Source organism: Dyadobacter sp. HNCC25DJ186, assembly GCF_056895235.1.
In genome coordinates this window covers 58,284-80,699 of the sequence record NZ_JBXHAS010000004.1, presented here as the reverse complement: position 1 = coordinate 80,699, position 22,416 = coordinate 58,284, and the positions used below count along the sequence as shown (strand labels likewise).

Annotated in this window: 17 protein-coding genes; 6 read left to right on the top strand and 11 right to left on the bottom strand. The window is 40.9% G+C overall.

Features of this window, described 5'->3' with window-relative positions:
- Positions 1-122: 122 nt before the first annotated feature.
- Both AC1XUO_RS14085 and AC1XUO_RS14080 read right to left on the bottom strand, forming a co-directional pair.
- The gene (locus AC1XUO_RS14085) at positions 123-980 is read right to left on the bottom strand and encodes a tetratricopeptide repeat protein (protein ID WP_483330466.1); all 858 of its coding nucleotides are present in this window, start codon (positions 978-980) and stop codon (positions 123-125) included.
- Positions 981-1,010: 30 nt separating this feature from the next.
- The gene (locus AC1XUO_RS14080; protein WP_090341329.1) at positions 1,011-1,316 is read right to left on the bottom strand and encodes an HU family DNA-binding protein; all 306 of its coding nucleotides are present in this window, start codon (positions 1,314-1,316) and stop codon (positions 1,011-1,013) included.
- A 159-nt stretch (positions 1,317-1,475) separates the two neighbouring features.
- Here AC1XUO_RS14080 and mutY point away from each other — a divergent pair, with 159 nt between their 5' ends.
- From mutY to AC1XUO_RS14060, 4 genes are all read left to right on the top strand, one after another.
- Positions 1,476-2,555, top strand: a complete 1,080-nt coding sequence (gene mutY / locus AC1XUO_RS14075; protein WP_483330465.1) for an A/G-specific adenine glycosylase — start codon at positions 1,476-1,478, stop codon at positions 2,553-2,555.
- Between the two features lie 574 nt (positions 2,556-3,129).
- Positions 3,130-4,320, top strand: coding sequence for a Gfo/Idh/MocA family protein (locus tag AC1XUO_RS14070; protein ID WP_483330464.1), 1,191 nt, complete (start codon positions 3,130-3,132; stop codon positions 4,318-4,320).
- A 124-nt stretch (positions 4,321-4,444) separates the two neighbouring features.
- Complete coding sequence (locus tag AC1XUO_RS14065; RefSeq protein ID WP_483330463.1) at positions 4,445-4,918, top strand: single-stranded DNA-binding protein; 474 nt, start codon at positions 4,445-4,447, stop codon at positions 4,916-4,918.
- 113 nt (positions 4,919-5,031) lie between these two features.
- Complete coding sequence (locus tag AC1XUO_RS14060; RefSeq protein ID WP_483330462.1) at positions 5,032-6,348, top strand: transporter associated domain-containing protein; 1,317 nt, start codon at positions 5,032-5,034, stop codon at positions 6,346-6,348.
- A 2-nt stretch (positions 6,349-6,350) separates the two neighbouring features.
- Here AC1XUO_RS14060 and AC1XUO_RS14055 read toward each other — a convergent pair whose 3' ends face one another.
- The 8 genes from AC1XUO_RS14055 to AC1XUO_RS14020 all read right to left on the bottom strand — a co-directional run bounded on the left by AC1XUO_RS14055 (position 6,351) and on the right by AC1XUO_RS14020 (position 18,847).
- Positions 6,351-9,899, bottom strand: coding sequence for a VCBS repeat-containing protein (locus tag AC1XUO_RS14055; protein ID WP_483330461.1), 3,549 nt, complete (start codon positions 9,897-9,899; stop codon positions 6,351-6,353).
- The gene (locus tag AC1XUO_RS14050) at positions 9,896-10,318 is read right to left on the bottom strand and encodes a hypothetical protein (protein WP_483330460.1); all 423 of its coding nucleotides are present in this window, start codon (positions 10,316-10,318) and stop codon (positions 9,896-9,898) included. The genes AC1XUO_RS14055 and AC1XUO_RS14050 overlap by 4 nt, the downstream gene beginning before the upstream one ends.
- Positions 10,319-10,464: 146 nt before the next feature.
- Entirely contained in the window at positions 10,465-11,907 is a 1,443-nt protein-coding gene (locus AC1XUO_RS14045) for a RagB/SusD family nutrient uptake outer membrane protein (RefSeq protein WP_483330459.1), read from the bottom strand.
- Positions 11,908-11,949: 42 nt separating this feature from the next.
- Positions 11,950-15,390, bottom strand: a complete 3,441-nt coding sequence (locus AC1XUO_RS14040; protein ID WP_483330458.1) for a TonB-dependent receptor — start codon at positions 15,388-15,390, stop codon at positions 11,950-11,952.
- A gap of 123 nt (positions 15,391-15,513) precedes the next feature.
- Positions 15,514-16,515: a FecR family protein gene (locus AC1XUO_RS14035; RefSeq protein WP_483330457.1), complete on the bottom strand. Its 1,002-nt coding sequence runs from the start codon at positions 16,513-16,515 to the stop codon at positions 15,514-15,516.
- Positions 16,516-16,534: 19 nt separating this feature from the next.
- Positions 16,535-17,089 carry an RNA polymerase sigma factor gene (locus AC1XUO_RS14030; protein WP_483330456.1) on the bottom strand — a complete coding sequence of 185 codons (555 nt, stop codon included), beginning with the start codon at positions 17,087-17,089 and terminating at the stop codon, positions 16,535-16,537.
- A 246-nt stretch (positions 17,090-17,335) separates the two neighbouring features.
- A complete protein-coding gene (locus AC1XUO_RS14025) occupies positions 17,336-17,995 on the bottom strand; it encodes a DedA family protein (protein ID WP_483330455.1) in 660 nt (219 codons plus the stop codon).
- Positions 17,996-18,052: 57 nt separating this feature from the next.
- Complete coding sequence (locus AC1XUO_RS14020; RefSeq protein WP_483330454.1) at positions 18,053-18,847, bottom strand: phosphosulfolactate synthase; 795 nt, start codon at positions 18,845-18,847, stop codon at positions 18,053-18,055.
- 224 nt (positions 18,848-19,071) lie between these two features.
- Between AC1XUO_RS14020 and AC1XUO_RS14015 the strand changes: the two genes are divergently transcribed.
- A complete protein-coding gene (locus AC1XUO_RS14015; protein ID WP_483330453.1) occupies positions 19,072-19,491 on the top strand; it encodes a PaaI family thioesterase in 420 nt (139 codons plus the stop codon).
- On the opposite strand, the gene AC1XUO_RS14010 is transcribed toward AC1XUO_RS14015, so the two are convergent.
- On the bottom strand, positions 19,488-21,335 hold the full coding sequence (locus tag AC1XUO_RS14010; RefSeq protein ID WP_483330452.1) for an ABC transporter ATP-binding protein: 1,848 nt from the start codon (positions 21,333-21,335) through the stop codon (positions 19,488-19,490). The two genes, AC1XUO_RS14015 and AC1XUO_RS14010, sit on opposite strands and share 4 nt — an antisense overlap.
- Positions 21,336-21,480: 145 nt before the next feature.
- On the opposite strand from AC1XUO_RS14010, the gene mazG reads away from it, so the two are divergent.
- Positions 21,481-22,311, top strand: coding sequence for a nucleoside triphosphate pyrophosphohydrolase (mazG, locus tag AC1XUO_RS14005; RefSeq protein ID WP_483330451.1), 831 nt, complete (start codon positions 21,481-21,483; stop codon positions 22,309-22,311).
- The last annotated feature ends 105 nt before the right edge of the window (positions 22,312-22,416 follow it).

The window sequence follows — 22,416 nt, the reverse complement described above, 5'->3', positions numbered from 1 at the left end:
ATGTCTATTTTTTCTAAGACGTTTCTTTCTCTTGTGAGTGGAAATCTTATGTCTCTTTCTTTTCTTTCCGCAAGGCATAAATTTATGTCGTTTATATAATAAAAAATAATTGTTTTACTTATTTAATTGTCAAGACGCTCCTGAAGTTCCACAATGGCTTGTTGGATCACCGGGTCATTTTCTTCTTTCTTCACTTCCGCCAGTACTTTACGAGCCTCTTCTTTTTTCCCAAGCTCGACGAGCGTAAGTCCTAAATAGAACTTAGCTTTTGTATTTGCCGGGTTATTTGTCAGAATTTGTTTAAACCGATCTGATGCTTTCGAGTACTGATTCGAACGCATTGACAGAATACCCAGATTAAACAAAGCTAACTCATTTGTAGGATCCGTATCCAACACTTCACGTAACATCAAAATTCCCTGCATCGGGTTTTCTGTATTCACATAGGTCATGGCCATATTGGCTTTCGCTGCCAGCAATCCTGGGTTTTTTTCAATTGCTTTTCCGTAGAACTCCCGTGTTTTGTTACCAAGGCTTTTCGCTTTGGCATCATCAACGGCAAATCCGTATGCTTCATAATAACGATCACCTGCTCTTGTGATATTCTCAATAGAAGGCGATAGCTGAGCTACCAGTTCTGCATAATGTGCAGCGCTGTCGAATTTTTGAAGTTTGGAAAACGTGTCGGACAATTTTAATCCGGCAGCTATTTTTTCTTTTCCACTTGCCTGATTGAAGCCACTTCTCTGCTGATCAACATTTTTTTGTTGTTCTGGGGATAAAGTGGCTCCATCATGCATGTTCGAGGGAGTTTGGGAAGCCGGAGTCGTTGGGGCCGAAGCACCAGGTGCCGCCGCTACTTCACTCTTCTCGGTGTCCATTTCTTTTGCTTTTGTATTAACCACCACTTTCGGAAGACTGTAAAGAGTTCCAACCAAGGCTAATGCCAACACACAAGAAAGAATTATAGACTTTTTCATACTGTTTTAATCAAACCTAATTAAGGCAAATTATTTTTCAGCCAGATCTTTCAATTTGTCACTCACTTTAACTTGCTCAACAAAAACTTTTGCCGGCTTGAAGCTTGGTACAAAATGTTCGTCAATGATCATTGAAGTACCTTGTGAGATATTACGAGCTACTTTACGGGCACGCTTTTTATTGATAAAGCTACCGAAACCTCTAACATATAGATTTTCACCCTCTGCAAGCGAGTCTTTTACCACGGTGAAAAACGATTCTAGCGTTTGTTGAACATCGCCCTTGTCTACACCTGTTTTCTCGGAAATTTGTGCGATTACGTCTGCCTTAGTCACTTTGATTATTTACTTTAAGTGGATATTATTTCTTTTCTTTATTTCCTCCTCCAAATTTTGGGAACACAAAGGTAGGGTAATTTTACCATAATTTAAAAGGTTAGCATTTTCATTTTTTTTCTAATTGGTTAAAAAACAGTGTATATAAGTCAAAACGTTATGCTACCCGATCATTTACAACTACTTGAATTTAACGCAAAACTAAAATCCTGGTATCTCGAAAACCATCGTCCGCTATTGTGGCGGCAAACGACCGACCCATATAAAATTTGGCTTTCAGAGATTATTTTACAACAAACCCGTGTCGCACAGGGAACTCCGTATTATGAAAAATTCCTTATTAACTATCCGACAGTATTTGATCTGGCTGCTGCGGATGAGCGGGATGTGTTAAGGCTTTGGCAGGGTTTGGGTTATTATTCGAGAGCCAGAAACATGCATCATACGGCCAGGTACATTGTGGAAGAATGGGAAGGGAAGTTTCCTGAAAGTGCTGTGAAACTTGCTAAACTCAAAGGTTTGGGTGCTTACACCGCCGCAGCCATTGCCTCCTTTGCTTTTAATGAGGCCGTGCCCGCGATTGACGGAAACGTGTATCGCGTAATGTCCCGTCTGTTTGGAATTTTTACGGATATTTTGAGTTCAGGAGCGAAAAATAAATTCACAAATCTTGCAAAACAGATTATTCCTCAGGACGATCCTGCAACCTATAATCAGGCGATGATCGAATTTGGCGCATTGCAGTGTGTGCCCGTTTCTCCAAATTGTTCTGTTTGCCCTTTCACTTATATGTGTTATGCATACGAATTCAATATGCAGAACAAGTTGCCGGTCAAGATGAAAAAGAATGCGGTGAAAAACCGTTATTTTAACTATTTCATTTTACAAAAAGGCGACAGTCTTGCCATGCATGAACGGCTCAAAAAGGATATCTGGAAAGGACTGTATGATTTTTATTTAATTGAATCGTCTTCTGATATCAACACGCCAGATGATTTGCCAAAAGACAATTTTCTTGAAGACTGGAAAAATAAGGGGCAAATTCGCCAGGTTCTGAAAGAGTATACGCATTTATTGACGCATCAAAGATTAACGGTAAGATTCTGGTGGATTATCGTTCAGGAAGATGAAGTTTTAAATCTACCGGAGGATATGGCATTTTATTCAAAAAGTGAAGTGGAAGAATTGCCGAAACCAATTTTAATGGATACAGTTTTAAAAGAAGAGTTATTTTTATAAACTTTCTTTTTTGCCACGAATACAGGAATTTTTCACGAATTTCCAGTTGAACATTCGTCGGGAATTCGTGCATTCGTGGCTAATTTATTTTCAAGACGACATCGTTCCAAGTCATCCGGTTTCTGAAAGGAATATAATAGCTTTTTAAAACGAAGAATAGGAACAAGAACCAACAAGGAATTGAGAAAATAAATAGGTTATTCCGGTGCTCTGCACCTTTGACCCGTAGATATCATTGGTTGCTACAAATATTTAGGTGCTCTGCACCTTCTCCAGATACAGAGTGCTGCAATAATTGTAGTTTTAGAAATTATTGATTGTTGCAGATATTTGGGTGCTCTGCACCCTCACCAGTCACAGATAAGGAGAGCTGCAATAATTGTAGTGGTTTAAATTATTGGATGTTACAAATATTTGGGTACTCTGCACTTAACTTATATCAGGTACAGAGTACTGCAATATTTGTAGGAATAAGCGAAAAGAGAAGGTTTCCCAAGGTGCAGAGCACCGAAATATTATTTAGTTTCGAAGGTTTGATTACCAGATATCAATTCACCTAACCTTGTTGATCTTTATGCAAAAAATTGCCATGCTCGGGTCCGGATTTATCGGACGTTTTTATGCGGAATCTATTCATGGCCAGCGTGGCCGTGACCGGGTTGTTTCGATTTATGCGCGTCGGGAAGAAAGTGCTAAAAAATTCGCGGATGATTATGGTTGTGATTTCTGGTCCACCAATATGGAAGAGATTATTTCCAGCCCGAGTGTTACTATGGTATGTATTGCGCTGCCAAATAATCTTCATGAAGAGGCCGTGATACTATGTGCAAAACATAAAAAGGCCGTAGTTTCCACAAAACCTTTGGGACGAAATGCCGACGAGGCGCTTCGTATGATGCAGGCTGTGGAAGATGCAGGGATTTTTGCCGGTTATCTGGAAGATCTATGTTACAGTCCAAAATTTTTGAAGGCGCTGGAAAGTGTGAAAACCGGAGCACTGGGCAGAATTATCTGGGCAAAATCCAGAGAAGCACATCCTGGTCCGCACAGCGAATGGTTTTGGGATATCGAGCAGGCTGGCGGCGGATGTATTCTGGATCTGGGTTGCCATTGCATCGAAATTTCAAGGAATTTTATTGGTAAAGATATTCGTCCGGTCGAAGTGATGTGCTGGGCAGACACGCAGGTAAAACCGATTGACGCCGAAGATCACGCAATCGCTTTGGTGAAATATGAGAACGGCGCGATCGGACAATTTGAAGTAAGCTGGACTTTTCGCGGAGGTATGGATCTGCGCGATGAGGTGATGGGAACGGAAGGGACGATCTGGATCAACAACTTCCTGCGCACAGGATTTGAAATGTATACTTCTGGGAGTGGCGGTGATTATGTTGCTGAAAAAGCAGAAAGTAAAAGCGGCTGGCTTTTTCCTGTTGGCGATGAAGTAAATGATCTTGGTTATAACCACATGTTCACGGATATGTTTAATGCGGCTGAGGAAGGGCGTGATGCGGCCGAAACTTTTTATGACGGTTATGTTGTGAATGCGGTTATTGACGCAGCCTATCGTTCTTCAAAAACCAAGTTGTGGGAGAAAGTGGAACTTCCGGTTTGGCGTGGAAAGGAAGGGGTGACGAAACCTTCAAATTATGTTGACTATGACGATGAACATTATTTGATCAAACAGGAAGTGACCCACGACGGACGGAACAAATTGATCCTGAAAAATAAAATTACAGGAAAAATCAGTGAGCAGGATGTATGAAAAATGATTCAGAATACTGGAAATGGTCATCAAAATATTTATGCGAAATTTGAATTTGCATATTTGAACTAATATCCGGTATATTGAATTTAATTATCCACAATCATCACAAACGCACAAAATCATGGCAGGAGTTAACAAAGTAATCCTTATTGGAAATTTAGGAAGCGACCCGGAAGTCAGATATCTGGAGAGCGGTTCGGCAGTTGCAAAATTCAGTATTGCTACAACCGATTCTTACACTAATAAGAACGGCGAAAAAGTAGAAAATACCGAATGGCACCGTATTGAATTATGGGAAGGACTTGCAAAAGTTGCAGAGAAATATCTTAAAAAAGGCAATTCTGTATATATAGAAGGAAGAATCCGTACCGACAACTGGACGGACAAAGAAGGTGTTCAGAAATCCGGCGTAACGATCCGCGCAAATAGCATGACTTTATTGGGTGGGCCAAACTCGGGCGGCGGTGAAAATAATCAGGGAAATCAGGGTTACGCCCAGTCTTCTGCTCCCAAACAAAACCAGGCTCCAAGGTCCGCTGATCCGATCCCGCCTTCGATGGCAGCAGGAAATGATGATGACGATCTGCCATTCTGATTTCTGAGAATTCTACCCAAATTTTATGTTTTTTTAGGCGTAATGTCATTTGACGACAGGATTTTTGGGTAGAATTCTTAACTTGGGTTTATTATGAACTTTTCAAAATTTTTGTGAAAGAAACTGCCGATAGTGACGATCCTTTGTCTCGAAAGCGTACGGGGATAATTTATCCCGCTAAAAGTGCGCTTCCATTGATGGCCGGTATGGTCATACCCATTGACAGCTCTGCTTTTTACGAATTAATTCTTGTCTTCATTCTTTTGGCTGTTTCTCTTTTTCTGTCAGGAATCAGAGCTTCTTATGCAACAGCCGGCGCGATGGAAAATCCCTGGGAACGAAAAACTATTCCGGAAAACCAGCTTCCTACGCGGATTCAGCAATTGGCACTCTCAATTATTCAGCGCGGGGTTACATTACTTGGATTATTATTAGCTGCAAGGTTTACCTGGCTCCAGGTTCAAAACAACGACGAAACTATATTTCACTGGATTTCACTGGCAACACTGGCTTTCTGGATATGGCTTGATGTTATGGTCAGGTTTTTTTCTGCACGAAATGCAGCTGAATTAATCCCGAAAATTGCTGGTACAACCCATTTTATTATAAAACTATGTGAGCCACTGACAAAACCAGTTACTCGCCTGGGCTACTTTTTTGGAATTTTAACACCGGAAGGTTCTGAAATTTCTACTGAAAGATTAGAAGCAAAAGCAGAAAGCGAAGAAGAAACAGATCTGCTCCGGGGATTAGCAAACTTTAGGCAGACCAATGCCCGGAAGGCGATGCAGCCGCGTGTTAATATCACGGCTTTTGATATTGAGCTTAATTTCCATGAGCTTATGGATAAAATCAATAAGTCAGGATATTCCCGGGTTCCTGTTTACAGAGATACGCTGGACAGTGTGGAAGGAACCTTAAATGTAAAAGATCTCTTGCCTTATCTGCATCATAATGAGCATTTCAACTGGCAAAAATTGCTTCGCGAACCTTATCTGATTCCTGAAAGTAAGCGCCTGGATGATCTGATGAAGGAATTTCAGAACCGTCGTGTGCACATGGCGATCGTCATTGACGAGTATGGAGGAACGAGCGGGTTGATCACTTTGGAGGATATTATTGAGGAAATTTTCGGCGATATCAATGATGAGTATGACGAGGAAGAGGAGGTTAATTATACAAAAGTAGATGAGAATACGTACGTCTTCGAAGGTAAGGTTTTGATCAACGACCTGTGCCGTATCCTGGACCTTGAATCGGATTATTTTGAAGAAGTGCGTGGAAACAGTGAGTCGTTGGCGGGACTTTTGTTAGAACTTTTTTCAAGGCTACCCCGCACAGGAGAAATTGCCACGCACCGGGAAATTACTTTCAAGGTACAATCGGCTGACAAAAAGCGAATTAAAAAAGTGAGAGTTCTGGTTGGGTAAAATTAATTATCCGGTGAAATTGATCTCCGATTTCCCTTCGAATCGTAGATGTTTATTTTGCTCACGTTGTCTTTTGAAATTGTCAAAACCCGGGACGATTGAGATAAGTAGCCCGACCCATAACTCCATTCATGTATTCTTTTCTTACCATCTTTGAAGATAATTTCTGCCCTGATCTCATCAGCGTGTGGGCGGATTTTGATCAGGTTTTTTTCTTTGTTTTGGAATAAGAAAACTTTAATCTTGTCATTATTTTGGGCTGATATCACTAGTTTGTTTCCATCAACCAAATTTAATTCCGCCAAGCCTTTTCCGTCACCTTCTACAAGAAAACCGCTGGTAGCCGCCGATACCGGACTGAAATTTCCTTTGCCATTTCCCAATAAAAGCAAGCCATGAAAAGCGTCGAGCCTTCCGCTGATCGATTCAGGAGCGTAAGAATTTCCTGTCAATAATAAATCCTGATGTCCATCTGCGTTGTAGTCCCCCGTTAGAATCCCGTAGACTGGTCCGAGTTGTGCCGCAATGGGAAGAGCCTTCATTTTAAATTTTCCATTTCCCTGATTTTCCAGCAAAACACTTTCCATTTCTTCACAGATAAGTTTCCTGGCGTCTTTCAACTCATCTTTTTTGAAAATATCTTTCATTTCCGCCTTGGCATAGTCGCCGTAATAAACAAAGCGCTTTTTAAGAAAATTCATCTGGCTTGTCATTTCGTCACGCGGGTGGATAGGATACAAATTTTCGCCGGTGTACCGGAATATAACCGGATCCATCGTTCCGCTTTTGTCAAAATCTTTGGCAAACATTGTCAGCGGTTTGGTTGATGACGGACGTTCTTCTGAATTCAAACCAACATTTCCAAAGACATAATCCGTATCACCATCTTCATCAAAATCTCCGGAACTGATACTATTCCACCAACCTGTTGTATTGGTCAGACCAACGGAGGCAGTGATATTAGCAAATTTTCCTTTCGTGTTTTTCAGAAATGTAAGCGGCATCCATTCGCCTGCCAAAATCAAATCCATCCATCCATCATGATCGAAATCTGTCCAGACCGAAGACGTAACCATGCCGATTGAATTTAGTTCAGGACAAACCTGAGCAGTAATGTCTGTAAACTTTCCACGATCATTTCTTAGGATGTAGCTTTTAGGTGAAGTTGGATATTGGCCCGGCGTAAGTCTGCCTCCGATGAACAAATCCACATCACCGTCTTTGTCAAAATCCACAGCATTAACCGAAGAACCGCTGGTCGTATTCATTGGTAATGCAGATAAATCCAGTTTAAAATTCCCCTTTCCGTCATTCAAATAAAGGCGATCCTGATAATATTTTGAATCAATCGGAAATTCGCTGCTTCCACTGACGATATACAAATCGAGGTCACCATCACCATCTGCGTCAAAAAATAGCGAACCCATATCTTCTTCAAATTTTTGGTCTTTGGTCAGCGGTTTTTCAATAAACTTTCCCTGCGCATTCTGAACAAAAAAACTTCCGGAATGACGGAAGGCACCCCCGATATAAAAATCTTCAAGTCCATCTCCATTGATATCGCCAACAGTAATACCCGGCCCATTCTGTGATAATAAATGTGGTAAAAGTGGCTGTACTTTAAAGTCAATATATAATTCTTCCTGATGTGTATAATGAATTCCTAACACATGCGAAACTTCCTGGAAAAGGGGTTTTGGTAGTATTGGGTTAATTTTCTGAATAACTGATGCTTTGTCATATTCCAGTTTTAAAACCTGATCAGCAGAAATATTCGTTAACAATTGTGTTTTGTTATCTGGCCAAACCACCCGGATGGAATCTACTTTTTTAGTTTTTCCAAGTCCAAAATGCAGCGTGTTTTCAACAGTTGACTGATATCCGCGGTAAGGTGAATGCTCAATAAATTGTTTTTCAATGTTAGTGTAAACGGTAACTTTTGTTCCAAATCCATAAGGATTCTCTTTTCTGCCACTTAATTTGACCCGTAGATAATGATGATCCGGAAGTTTTTCTGAATTGTTTTTGTATACAAAAGCTTTCTGATCAATGTTGTTGATGATCAGATCCAGATCCCCGTCATTATCCAGATCAGCGTAAGCTGCGCCGTTTGAAAAAGAAGGCTTATCAAAACCCCAGGATTCTGATTGGTTTTTGAAAGTGAGGTCACCGTTGTTTTTAAACAAATAATTAGGGACATGGGCACCTTCAACTTCTTTCAAAGCCTGAACGGTTGGCGCATTATCCAAATTTCCCGACTGGATTTGCTGCTGATATTGCGCCATCCGGTAAACAACAAAATCGCGGTTAGTAATGTCTTTTGGATATCCGTTTGTGATCATCAAATCACGTTTCCCGTCATTATCATAATCGGCAAACAAAGCACTCCAACTCCAATCCGTCGCCTGAATACCTGAAAAACGCCCGATTTCACTAAAAAATGGATGATTTGTTCCGGGACGATTTCCGTTGTTATGCTGTAAAGTATTACGCATAAATTGTGGCTGGTAACCCATTCTTTGCTCTGAAAGAAAACGGTCATAGTTCATCAGTCCGAACATGTTTTTCCGGCGGATATTTCCTTCCGGCAACATGTCGAGCGTTACAAAATCTACCAGTCCGTCGTTGTCAATATCAGCCGCGTCGTTACCCATGGCTGAGTAACTTTGGTGACGGAAATAATCGGTGATCTCGTTTATAAAACTTCCATTTTGCTGATTGATATACAAAAGATCATTGGACAAGTAATCATTGGAAACATACACATCCGGCCAGCCGTCTTCATTCACGTCAACAATAGAAACGCCTAATCCAAAACCTTCCGTAAGAATATTTGCTTCTGTTGAAACATTTGTAAACTTGACCTGGCCGTTTATTTTTCCATCATTTCGATACAGTTTATCAGTACTTAATGCTGAACCATCCGTTCGTTTTGGCCGAATCACATTTGGGCCTTTGCGCTCCATGACATTGATTACCAGAAAAACATCCAGATCCCCATCTTTGTCATAATCAAAAAATGCGGCTTGGGTAGTGTTTCCGGAATAATCCAGACCATACTTTTTCGCTTCTTCAACAAAAGTGTTATTTCCCTGATTGATGTACAGGAGATTGGGGCGGGGTACAATAGAAGAATTTGGTTGTTGAGGCCCTGCTCGACAAACGTAAATATCCAGAAAACCATCTGCATTAATATCAACCATGGATATTCCACGAGACCAACTATCGGCAAGTTTTATTCCTGATTTCTCAGTAATATCCTCAAATTTTAAATTGCCTTTGTTGAGATAAAGCCGACTTTCAGCGATGTTTCCACCCATGAAAACATCCTGTAAACCATCATTGTTGATGTCGCCAATTCCGACACCGCCGCCGTTATAAAAATATTCATAGGTGAGGATGTTAAGTTTTTCATCCTCTTTTAAATTGTTGGAGAATGTAATTCCGGTTTCGCCGGAGGGAAGCAACTCAAATAAGGTCTCCTGATTCTTTTTTTTACAGGTAAACAGCACACTGCTAATTATGAAAAGTAAAATCAGTTTTCGGATCATTTGGATGCGGAACTATCGGAGGTAATTTTGGAGAAAAAGCGGATTTCATATAATTCCTGATTTTTGCCGGGAAGGTATGGCTTTTGAAGCTTTTTCAGCACAAGCTGATCATTGTCCAGTTTCAGAATTTTGTATCCATTCAAAAAAGTACCAGCCGAATCAAGATATACGAGCGAATCAGATTTCAGAATTTTGTAATTATATTTCCTGAATTCGTCCTGTCGGCGTTCAAAAACAACTCCATCTTTGGTATACTCAAAATGCGACCAATGCTCATCCTGAGAGTCATTGGTATGGGAAAAACCATTGACATAGTTCGAGATAGAATCCGTTTTCCAGGCACCCAAAATCTGCTTTTCCTTCGACACACACCGCGTCAAAACAGAAATTAACAGAAAAGCAATTAGTACTTTTTTCACGCAATATAAATTTTAATCGCAGTTCTGAATTAGCGTGTGGATAAGGAAGAAAAGAAGTCAAGTTTTCAAGACTTGACTTCTTTCAAGGTCAATGTGCAAAAATCCTCTTCTCGCCACATTAACAATTAACCCTTAACAATTAACCCTTAATAATTACTATTCTGGATCAAAACCCCATTGCTCAAATCCACTTCACGCTGCGGAAGCGGGAAATAATAATGTTTAGGTTTTACAAAATTACGACTTGGTTTATAAGGTCCTCGTGCAATTTTATAATGTGCTGTAATATCAATCAGGCCTGCTTTGTCCCAGCGCATCAGATCCTGATGACGCTCGTTCTCACCAGCAAGTTCTACACGACGTTCGTGCATTACGTCTTTCATTGTAGCACCGGTGATCTCCTTCACACCCGCCCGTTTTCTGACCGCATTGATTTCTGCATCACCACTTTGTCCGGAACGGATTTTAGCTTCGGCAGCCAATAGGTAAACATCTGCTGAACGCAAAAACGGAGCATTCAGACTTTGATCCATATCACCTGATGAGGTAAACTGGGAGTATTTTCGGAAAGCAAATCCTGTAACACGAGTCATGTCGGCAGTGAATTCTGTTTCGCCAAGGGATCCTCTTTCCACCTTATCGCCCGGACTAAAAATAGAATAAGCCTTACGCGGATCGCCCTCTTCAAATTCATTCACGAGGTCCTGAATCGGCTCATGAAATCCCCAGCCACCGAAAGTTTGCGGTGTGTGATAGTAGGCTGGTGAGTTATCAGTTGTCCATCCAGTTTCGTATTGCAGCGAGAACAATGTTTCTGTATTATTTTCTGTAACCAATTCAAAATTCTGATTGAAGCCTGAGGCGAGTTTATAAGCGGCATTCGAAGTAACCTTTGCGCTCGCTTCGATTGCCTTGGCCCAGTTTTCCTGGTATACATACAATTTCGCAAGAAAACCATAAGCAGCTCCCTGCGTCGCCCGGCCTGCTTCTGTCGCTTCGTAGGCTACCGGCAGCATGGTTGCAGCTTTTTGGAAATCCGCTTCTGCCTGCGCTCTCACTTCCGCCAGCGTAGCTTTCGGTTTGTTGTATGTCAGGTTCAATGCATCCTCCTCCAATAAAATCGGTACTTCGCCATAGATCAGAGATAAGCGCCAGTATACAAAACCACGCAGGAAATAAGCTTCGCCCATACTCCGGTTCCGCAAGGTCTCATCCATAGCTACTTTTGGCGCGTTGATTAGTACAGCATTTGCCCTTGAAATAACTTCATACTTCGTGGACCAGGTGGCAAGAATATGGGAATTGGAGGGGTCAAACGTGAACATCTCCAAAGCCGTTTCATCCGCGTGGTCACCTGCCCGGTTCATATCATCGGAGCAGTTATCGAAAGTATATTCTGTGTGCGCAAATCCATCCTCGTTCAACAGCGGAGCGTAAATGGCATTTGTTGCAGCCACAACGTCGTCACCATTACGCCAGTACTGCTGGGACGTAACCTGGCCATAGGGAGTCGTTTCCAATAAGTTATCCTGGCAACTGATCAAAGTTGCAAGAAAAATATATCCGGCTAGTGTAGTTATCTTTTTCATAATCATATAAAATCTGCTGGTATAGAAATCTGAACGTTTGAACTAGAATGATAGGGAAGCGCCAATGGTCCAGGTTCTAGCCAGCGGGTATTGTGCATAATCAACATTAAGCTGGTTGTATTGCCCTGTTCCTCCGCTCACATATCCCAGTTCTGGATTCAGTCCGGAATATTTCGTAAACGTGATAATGTTCTGACCAGTTACATAAATTCTCGCCTGAGACATTTTTAGAGAGCCAACGACAGACTTTGGCAAAGTGTATCCCAGTGTCATATTTTTCAGACGCAGGAAATCACCTTTCTCAACAAACAGATCCGAAGGGCGGAAGTTGCGGTTTGCGTTATCTATACTAACTCTAGGGACCGAGTTACTTGAACCGTCACCATTCCAGCGATTCATTGCGTCAGCATAAAGATTAAATGAATAACTGGCGTCAAGTCCTTGCATCCTGTCAGCATTGTAAACCGAAACGCCGCCTACACCAACAAAAAACAGGTTGAAATCAAAACCTTTGTAATTGACGCCGGCAGAAAATCCATAATTGAGCTTAGGCTGAGGGCTGCCAATAATTGTTCTGTCCTGATCATCAACTATCCCGTCATTATTCAAATCCACAAATCTTACGTCGCCGGGTTTGATCTGTCCATCAGAACGACGTGAATCGTTAGCAATGTTTACGTCTGAATCAATTTGCCCCTGGTTCTGATAAAGACCGTCCGTTTTATATCCGTAAAAAGTTCCATAAGGCTGGCCTTCGTAGGTGCGGACAATTTCCTGCTGGCCACGTCCGTAAAGTTGTGTTGCCAAAAATCCGCCCGGTGTCGCCAGTTTGGTAATTTTGTTTTTAATAAAGGTCGCGTTACCACTTAAATTGAATGTGAAGTCGCCCAGCGTATGGCGGTAAGATGCTTCCAATTCCAGACCTTGGTTTCTAAGTTCTCCGATATTTTGGTCAGGAATAGTTGACGTACCAATTGTTCCGATGGATGGCGGAGCGAGAAGCATCTTTTTTGTGTCTTTGATAAAATAATTTGCAGACAGATACAAGCTGTTTTTCATTAATCCGGCTTCTAAACCAAAGTTGCTCATTTCTGCAGTTTCCCAACCAATGTTGGTATTGGCCAATCGGCTTTGCGCTGAACCTGCGATCTGATTTTGCACACCACCATTACCGAATGCATAGCGGTAGGAAGAATTAATCAGAGCAAGATATTGAAGTGAGGCAACATTTTGGTTACCTAATTGTCCCCAGCCGCCTGTAACCTTGAAATTGCTGAAAATCGGAAGTGCATTTTTGAAAAATGATTCCTCAGAAATTCTCCATCCCGCTGAAAATGCTGGAAAATAACCCCATTGGTTTCCCGGAGCAAATTTGGAAGAACCATCACTGCGAACCGTTGCGGTAAATAAATATCTGTCTTTAAAGGAATAATTAACACGGCCAAAAACCGAAGCAAGGGCATCGTAACTGCGACCACCGTTTCCGCCATCACTTAAAGGTATTGACACGATCGTTCCTGCATATTGCATGTAACGCAGCGATGCATCCTCGCTTGCAAAATCGCGTCCACGCTGATTGGAATAGATATCATTGAAGGTTTGGGAAGTATATCCACCTACCAGACTTAATGAATGCTGACCAAATTTTTTGTCATAAGACAAGAAATATTCCTGCAAAAACGACCAGTTTTTGTCATGACCTAATCCAAGTTGGTTGTAAGCGTTGGTTCTGAACTGGTCATTAATCTTAACATCAAAAGTATGAGTTTCGCTAAAAGTTGCATCCATGGCAACATTGGCGCGAAGTTTTAAACCTTCGATAATTTCAAGCTCGCCGGTCACGCTACCTAGAAAACGGTTGCGAATATTGTCAGTATCCTGATTGTCGACCGTGAAAACCGGGTTGTTAATATCGCCAAAAGCACCAATTCCCTGCGTAGAACTGTAAGTTCCGTCCGCATTTTTTACAGGCAATCCGGGATGAAAACGGATGGCACTCCAAAGTAAACCTGTTTGTGAATTCCTTGTATCAGGTGAGCTGTTGTGGGTATTGGTAAACTGGAAATTCTGACCAATTTTGATTTTTGAGCCAATTTTATGATCAGAATTAATACGGAAGTTCAACCGTTTGTACTTCGATTTTTCAATAATACCCTTTTCATCGTAGTACCCTCCCGAAATTGAAAAAGACGAATATTTGCCGCCACCACGGATAGAAGCGTCATAGTTTTGAGTAATGCCTTGTTGCAACAGCTCATCCTGCCAGTTGGTAAGTTGTGTCTGATATCTGGTATCCTGCCAGATAGCCGGAACTGGTAAACCATCGTTTGTATAAGCTTCCCTTTTGATCATCGCAAGAGAAGGAGCATCGAGTACGTCCAGCGTTTTGATCCGGTTTGTAACTCCAACGTAAGCATTTACGGAAAGAGCGATCGGATTATCAAATTTCCCACGTTTGGTGGTGATGATTATTACGCCGTTCGCCGCACGGGTTCCATAGATGGCGGATGCAGAGGCATCTTTTAAAATTTCAATTGACTCAATGTCGTTTGGGTTGACATCGTTCATGCTTCCTGACGGCACACCGTCAATTACAACGAGCGGTGAAGCATTATTCACAGTTCCGAAACCACGGATCTGAATGGTACCTGCATCACCAGGAGCACCGCCGTTACGGACAATGTTAACCCCAGCCGCTCTACCCTGTAATGCCTGTTGGGCTCCACCTGATGGAAGGTTCTGAAAATCAGCTCCTTTGACTGACGAGACTGCACCTGTTACATCTTTCTTTTCCTGCGTACCATATCCGACGACAACTACTTCATTCAAAGCGCTTACATCAGGAACAAGCGATATATTGATGATATCGTTTTTGTCAAGAATTACTTCCTGACTAACATATCCGATAAAGGAAAATTTTAAGGCAGTTGCGGCATCGGCTATCGATAACTGGTATTCGCCTTTTTCATTGGTAGAAGTTCCTAGCTGTGTTCCAACGACGAGAATATTAACGCCAGGCAAGCCTTCGCCTTTTTCGTCTGTCACCTTTCCCGAAATTTTGCGCTCAACGGTTTTAAGTGGAAAAAGGAGGCCCTGAGTCTGGATCGAAGTGCCGGCAGGTTTTTTTCGTAGCAAAATACGCGTGTTGCCTACTACCTCATAGGAAACATTCAGGGGAGTTAAAATCTGATCGAGCACTTTGTACAAAGGTCCTTTTAATTCTTTCAAAGATGTACTTTGAGAATTCTGGATACTGCTGGTGCTGTAAACAAATTTGACATCAGCCTGCTTTTCGATCAGGTTCAATACCTTTTTAATCTCCGTAGATTCCACTTTGAGTGAAATCTCTTTACTCAACAATTCCTGCCCACGTAAAGTATGGGCCATGGAAATGCCGCAGCATAAAATCGCAATAATCAGTTGCTTAACACTAGTACGCATGACTTTGTAAACAACCCTTTTGAAGGGTATTTTTTTATTCATAATTTTAAGAGTTTTTGGGGTTAACGAAACGCAAAAACATGAAAACAACCTGCTGATTTTCAGCAGGGACATTTAAGTGCCGGCGATGTTAGCGCATCTTCGGCACTTTTTTATTTAGATGAACTATTTTGTACAGCCTTCTCCTCTGACAAACAGAGTGGTTCCTCGTCGTTCATAACTGGCATTTATGGACCTGCAAATCAGATCAAGCTTTTCAAACAAAGTCAGATCAGTCAGATCACCTGTAAACAGGCAGGTTTCGACCGAATCATTTTCGATAACAATATCAATTCCGTATGCCTTTTCGAGCATCGTGAAAGCGTCTTTTACAGGTGTTTCAATAAAAGAAAATACATAATCAGCTGGCAGGATGTCAGTATTTAGTTTTGGATTTGAAACAATTGCCAACTCCATTTTTTTTGATTTTTTGTCAAAAACCATCTTCTGGTTTCTGGTCAGGATAATGCCATTACTGCTTTTGGATGCCTTCTCCGCCACTTCGTAAACAGAAACGCGCCCGGAGGTTACCTGAACTTCAATGGAACGAGCGTCGTCGTAGGATTTTACCGTAAAACTGGTCCCAAGAACCTGGGTTACTAAGTTTTCTGTCGACACAATAAATGGTTTTGCAGGATTTCTGTTAATTTGAAAAAAAGCTTCACCATGTAAATAGACCAGTCTTTTCGTTTCGCCAAAATGTTCTGGATAACTGATGCTGCTGTTTTTTTTAAGTACTACAATACTCCCATCTTCAAGCGGAATTTTTTGCGAAGTATTGGATGTATTTTTAATTTCAATAACGCCCTCTTTTTCGATGGACTTTATATTGGATGTTTCTTTGTTATTGATCTGCCTGAACGCGAACCAACATCCGACGATAAGTAATACAGATGCTGCGATGCCTTTTATCCAGGGTGAAAAGCGTAAAATAAAACTTTCGTCTGCTGTACTTTTATCTAACTTTTTTTTGATACGCTTGCCTATTTTTTCTTTCTCAGACTCAAAAACCGGGGACTCGTCAATAGAATTATTGTGAAGATAATCCTGAACGAATTTCTCCTCTGCAGGCGAGTGTTCGCCGGCCAGGTATTTTTGCAACAGGATATCGAAGTCGAATTGATTCATTATTTTGCTTTTTCGGGTATCAATTAGGTGTGTGATAGATCCATAGGTGATCCTTTAAAATTTTTAATGATTTGGTTATATGATATTCTACCGCTTTTTCAGAAAGATGCAAATCCCTCGCGATTTCCTTAACGGATTGGTTCTCAAACCGGCTGAGCTGGAAAATTTTACTGGTTTTTTCGGGAAGTTTTTTTAAAGCATTATCCAGCGCTGTGGACAAATCGGTAAACTCCACATCTTGTTCTGTAATGGATGATTCCTGCATTTTTTGAAGAAGAATATATTCCTTGTATTTCCTCCATGTGATCTTCGATTTGATAAAATTTGTGATCAGATGTTTCATAGAAATTACCAGATATGAACTGAGATGCCGGATATTGCTTTCAGCTCTGCGGTTCCACAAGCTTTCAAACAAGTCATGAACCAATTCTTCCGCTTCTTCACGGGTTCCGATCTGGTGGTAGGCAATACAAAATAATTTATACCAGTAACGGTCATAGATTTCCCCGAAAGCAGGTTTGCTGCCTTCAATCAGTTTAATAACCAGCTGTTCATCGGTTAACAACTTGCTCATCCGGGAATTCATTAAGGAATTACAAAGGTATGGTCAAACAAGACACAAAAATCCCTAACGTGTTTTAAGATTATTTTAAATAATTTTTAGTTTACGTCCGGTTATATAAATAATTTTAATAATCCGGTGACAATAATTCACTTTGACAAGTGGTGTTGTTTTGTAAATAGATCTTAAAACGAAGCCCTAAAACCAAAAAAATGCCCTGCTGATAGGCAGAGCATTTATTAAAAATGAAGCTTAGTACTATGCAGCAGCATTTTGCTTTGACATTTTGCTTTTGAAAAACTGGTAGATCATTGGCAAAATCGAGAATCCGATTATTCCGAAAATAACCAGTTCAAAGTTCTTTTTCACGATTTCCATGTTTCCAAAGAAATATCCCAGAAGTGTCAGAGAAGGTACCCAAAGAATTGCCCCAAGTACGCAGTAACCAATGTATTTTGAGTAATTCATACTTCCCGCACCCGCGACAAAAGGAGCGACCGTACGAACAATAGGAATAAAACGAGCCATGATCACAGTGCTACCGCCATGTTTTTCATAAAAAGCTTCCGTTTTTTCAAGATATTCTCTTTTAAGGAAAAGGATTCTTTCACGTTTTTTTATCTCGCCACCGAATTTCTTACCCATAAAATAATTAAGGTTGTCACCCAATAATGCTGCGATGATCAGGATAATGATGATCAGAAAGACGTTCAGGCCTGTTCCTTCATTGGCAGCAATCGCCCCGGCTGCAAAAAGAAGTGAATCACCAGGCAGCAGCGGCATAATAACCAAACCGGTTTCTGTAAAAACAATTAGAAATAAGATCACATAGGTAAGAGTACCGTACTCCTGAACGATATCAAATAAATGCTTATCCAGGTGCAGGAAAAAATCAATAAACTGCGTTAAAAATTCCATTGCTTTTTTGAAGTTTAACCAATTAGTTATAAATATGAAAGGTGAGCTTTTAAACAGTTATTTCGAATCAACTTTCCATTCTTTCTTTGTTTTGGCATTCAGGAAATGCGTGAAAGTATCACCACGTAATCCTAAACGAATCGTTTCTAATGGGATAAGCTCGCTCGGCGCAATATTTCCCAGATTCACGTTAGCGCCCAAAAGTTTGACAAACCAGACCTGCTGAGATTTCTGCGGGGCTTCCCATAACATTTTTTCAAAAGGAATTTGGGTTAAAATCTCTTCGACCAAACCTTGACGAACCTCACCGCTTGCTCTGAAAAGTCCTACATTTCCGGATTCTCTGGCTTCTCCAATCACTTTCCAGGCGCCAGCCTCCAGTTCAGACTTGATAAGCTGGATCCATTTATAAGGAGGGATGATTTTATTTTCGTCCTTTGATCCTACTTCTGACAAGACCGTTACCTGTTGCGCCAGTTTGCGAATATATTCACATTTCACATCCTGAGGCATTTCGATAGAGCCATCAGAAACTTCGGCAAATTTCAGATCATATTTATCCAGTAATTTACGGTAGTCATCAAACTGATTTCTTACCACAAAAGCTTCAAATAATGTACCGCCAAAATAAACCGGAATCCCGGCATTTTTATATACCGCTAATTTTTCGTCAAGGTTGGAGGTTACATAGGAGGTTGCCCATCCAAGCTTTACAATATCTATGAATGTGGAGGCACTGGAAAGCATATCTTCGGTTTCCCTGATACTAAGCCCTTTATCCATAACCATCGTAATTCCCTTTTCACGAGGCTTTTCTGAACGGGAAGGAATTTGTGATAACGTAAAATTCATATTTGGATACTCTTTTAAGTCTTCGAAAAACTCGGGCAAAGGTAGCAATTACCTTTGATACCTAGCAATAAAATCAGTAGTATTGACTTATTGTAATAGTTAAATCTATGATAATTAATATTTCAGGAATATATATCCTTTAATACTTCACTCTTTAAATACTTTTTTAGATGACGGCTTCTGATAATTCATCGCAGAAAAAACACGAATCACGGTTAGCGTATATGCAATCATTCAGAGGGCAATGGATGCAGGAAAGTTTGTCTCCGGTCGGAAGATGGCTTAATGGAAAATTACTCGATATTCAGGACGGGAATATGAGTGTCGAATTTATTGTTCGCGAGGATATGACAAATCCGATGGGCGTGCTGCACGGCGGAATTGCCGCCACTATGCTTGACGATGTAGTCGGAACGATGGTTTATGCTCTTGGCAGTGAGTTTGCCCACACGTCTGTTAATTTGAACTGCGATTTTCTGCATGCAGCAAAGACTGGTGAAACGATTATTGCGGAGGCAAAAGTGGTTCGGGCAGGCAAAAATATTATCCATGTGGAGGGTATGATTAAAAATCCGGCAGGTTTGATTGTCGCGAAATGCAGCAGTAATCTGATTCAAACCGGTTTCAAAATTCCGGCTCATTAAAGATACCCCTGGGCTTGTAACTGAAAAAGTTCTGCGTATTTTCCATCCAGATTTAGCAATTCCTGATGCGAACCATATTCAATTAGTCTTCCTTTTTCCATAAACAGAATTCGGTCCGCCATGCGCACCGTTGAAAATCTGTGTGAAATCAGGACTGCCATTTTCCCATTAATTAATTCGCTGAACCGTTGGAAAACTTTGTGCTCCGCTCTCGCATCAAGCGCTGATGTTGGTTCATCCAGTACAATGAGCTGTGCGTCGCGCATGTAGGCTCTGGCCAAAGCAATTTTCTGCCACTGGCCGCCTGAAAGTTCTGTCCCTTCTTTAAATCTTTTGCCCAAAACCTGTTCAAAACCATTAGGAAGCTGGTCAATAACCTCGTTGGCCATACTCATTCCGGAAGCAATTCGAATAGCTTCCTTGTCATTGATATTGTCGATGTCGCCAACTGCAATATTATCAGAAACAGTCATTTCATAGCGAATATAATCCTGAAAAATGATACCAATATTTACTCTTAAATCAGACAGTTTATAATCCAGAACATCAATTCCGTCTATTAATATTCTGCCTTCCGTGGGTTTATACAAACACGCCAGCAGCTTAACCAGCGTTGTTTTTCCAGCGCCGTTTTCACCAACTAGAGCAAGCTTTTCTCCCGGATTTAGCGTGAATGAAAGATTCCTTATTGCCCAAAAATCACTTTCCGGATATTTGAAACTAACATTCTCAAAAACAATACCTTTTTGGATTGGACGTGGGATATCATGGCCATTTTCATTTGCCAGAATTGTCGGTTGAATTTCAAAAAAATCGAACAGGTCTTTAAGATAAAGCGCATTTTCTGCGATACCGGAAAACCGACTCATAATGCCTTGTAACATACCGTGCATCCGTTGAAAAGAACCGGAAAGAAATGTCATCGTACCGATCGTGATTAATCCGGCAAGCGTTTGTACCAAGACAAAAACATAAGCTGCATAATAGGCAAGGGTGCCAATTGCTGACAAAAAATAGCCCCAGCCAGCCCTGCTGATCGCAATTTTACGGTTTGCCAGATAATATTCCTCGGACAGCTCCTTGAAACGTTTTGCCAGGTAATTTTCCAGGCCGAAAACCTTGACCTCTTTGGCCGTTTCCGCGCTTGATCCAAGATAGCGCAAATAATCCAATTCGCGTCTTTCGGGCGTCCAGCTTCTGGTCAGCGAATAAGTCCGTTCGTTAAAATGTGTTTCCCCTAAAAAAGAAGGAATAACGGCAATGATCAATATTAAAATAAGCCAGGGATTGAAAATGATCAATCCGGCTCCGAGAGAAAGTAGCGTTAAAATATCCTGTATCTGCGCGAGTGTTTGAGATAGCAAAACAGTTCGGCCGGCAGTCTGGCGTCGTGCACGTTCCAGTTTGTCATAAAAAACAGGATTTTCAAACTGATATAAATCCAGCTTTGCAGCATGATGTACCAGATCTACCGACGTTTTATTAGCGACCAGATCACCCAAAAGGCTATCAAAAAGGTTGATACAACGATTTAAAAGGTCGGATATAATCGTCAATCCTAATTCCGCTGCGACCAACATCCACAGATAATCATGCGAATCAGCGCGATGATCAATTAATCGGACGACTTCATCAATAATTTCTTTACCAATGTAAAGCATTATCAGGGGAAGGCCGGATTTTATCAACCGGAAAATAATATTTCCTAAGGTGAGTAATTTATTGGTCTCCCAAACCAGACGGAAGAAACGAGGGAGGTTTTGTAAAGCAGAAAATCGCTTTTTAAATGATTCTGAGGATTCTTTTGGATTTTTAAATGACTTTGATGCCGGAATTTTCTTCAATAGTTAAAATGAGTATGGTGACTTTCTGTTAATCATTTTGTTATGAAAAAAGTTCTCTGTAAATCAATTGCTTTTGCCCCTGAATAAATCAGATCGATTTAATTTGATCACGGGAGTTTACCGGCCTAAATATTACCTTTGTAGAATGGAAAAAAACTTCAATGACTTGTCAGAAAATCGCAAGCAGCAGCTTATGGCGTTTGATCGTTTGCTAACCATTATGGATGAACTTCGTGAACAGTGCCCTTGGGACCGGAAGCAGACGCTGGAAAGTTTACGGCATCTGACAATCGAAGAAACGTATGAATTATCTGACGCAATTCTTGAAAATGACTTGCCGGAAATAAAAAAGGAATTGGGAGATGTGCTTTTGCATATTGTTTTTTATGCCAAAATCGCGTCGGAAAATATTGAGATTGGCAAGAACTTTGATATCGCTGATGTATTGACCGGAATTTGTGAAAAACTGATTTCTCGTCATCCTCATATTTACGGCGATGCAAAGGCGGATACGGAGGAGCAGGTAAAGCAAAACTGGGAAAAACTAAAACTGAAAGAAGGTAATAAGTCAGTTTTGTCTGGCGTGCCTTCATCTTTGCCTGCGCTTGTGAAGGCCATGCGCATTCAGGAAAAGGCCCGCGGAGCTGGCTTTGACTGGGATGAAAAACAGCAGGTTTGGGCGAAGGTTGAAGAGGAATTACAGGAGTTTAAAGAGAACTTCAATATTGAAACGCAGGTTGTAATTGACCATAAGGAAGCGGAAGGTGAGTTTGGAGATCTGCTTTTTTCACTGGTTAATTATTCGAGATTTGTTGATATAAATCCGGAAACTGCGTTAGAAAGAACAAATAAAAAATTCATCCGACGGTTTCAATATATGGAAGAAGCATCAAAGTCAGATGGAAAATCACTAACAGAAATGACGCTTGCAGAGATGGACGAATATTGGAATCAGGCGAAGGCATTGAAGGTTTAAAGGGGTTTTTAGGTATATTTTCTCGGTAGACTCAAATAATTATTCGAAGTTGGAATATGATTTGTGTCAAAAATATTTGTTGCTGATATTGTATAAAGTTTCAGT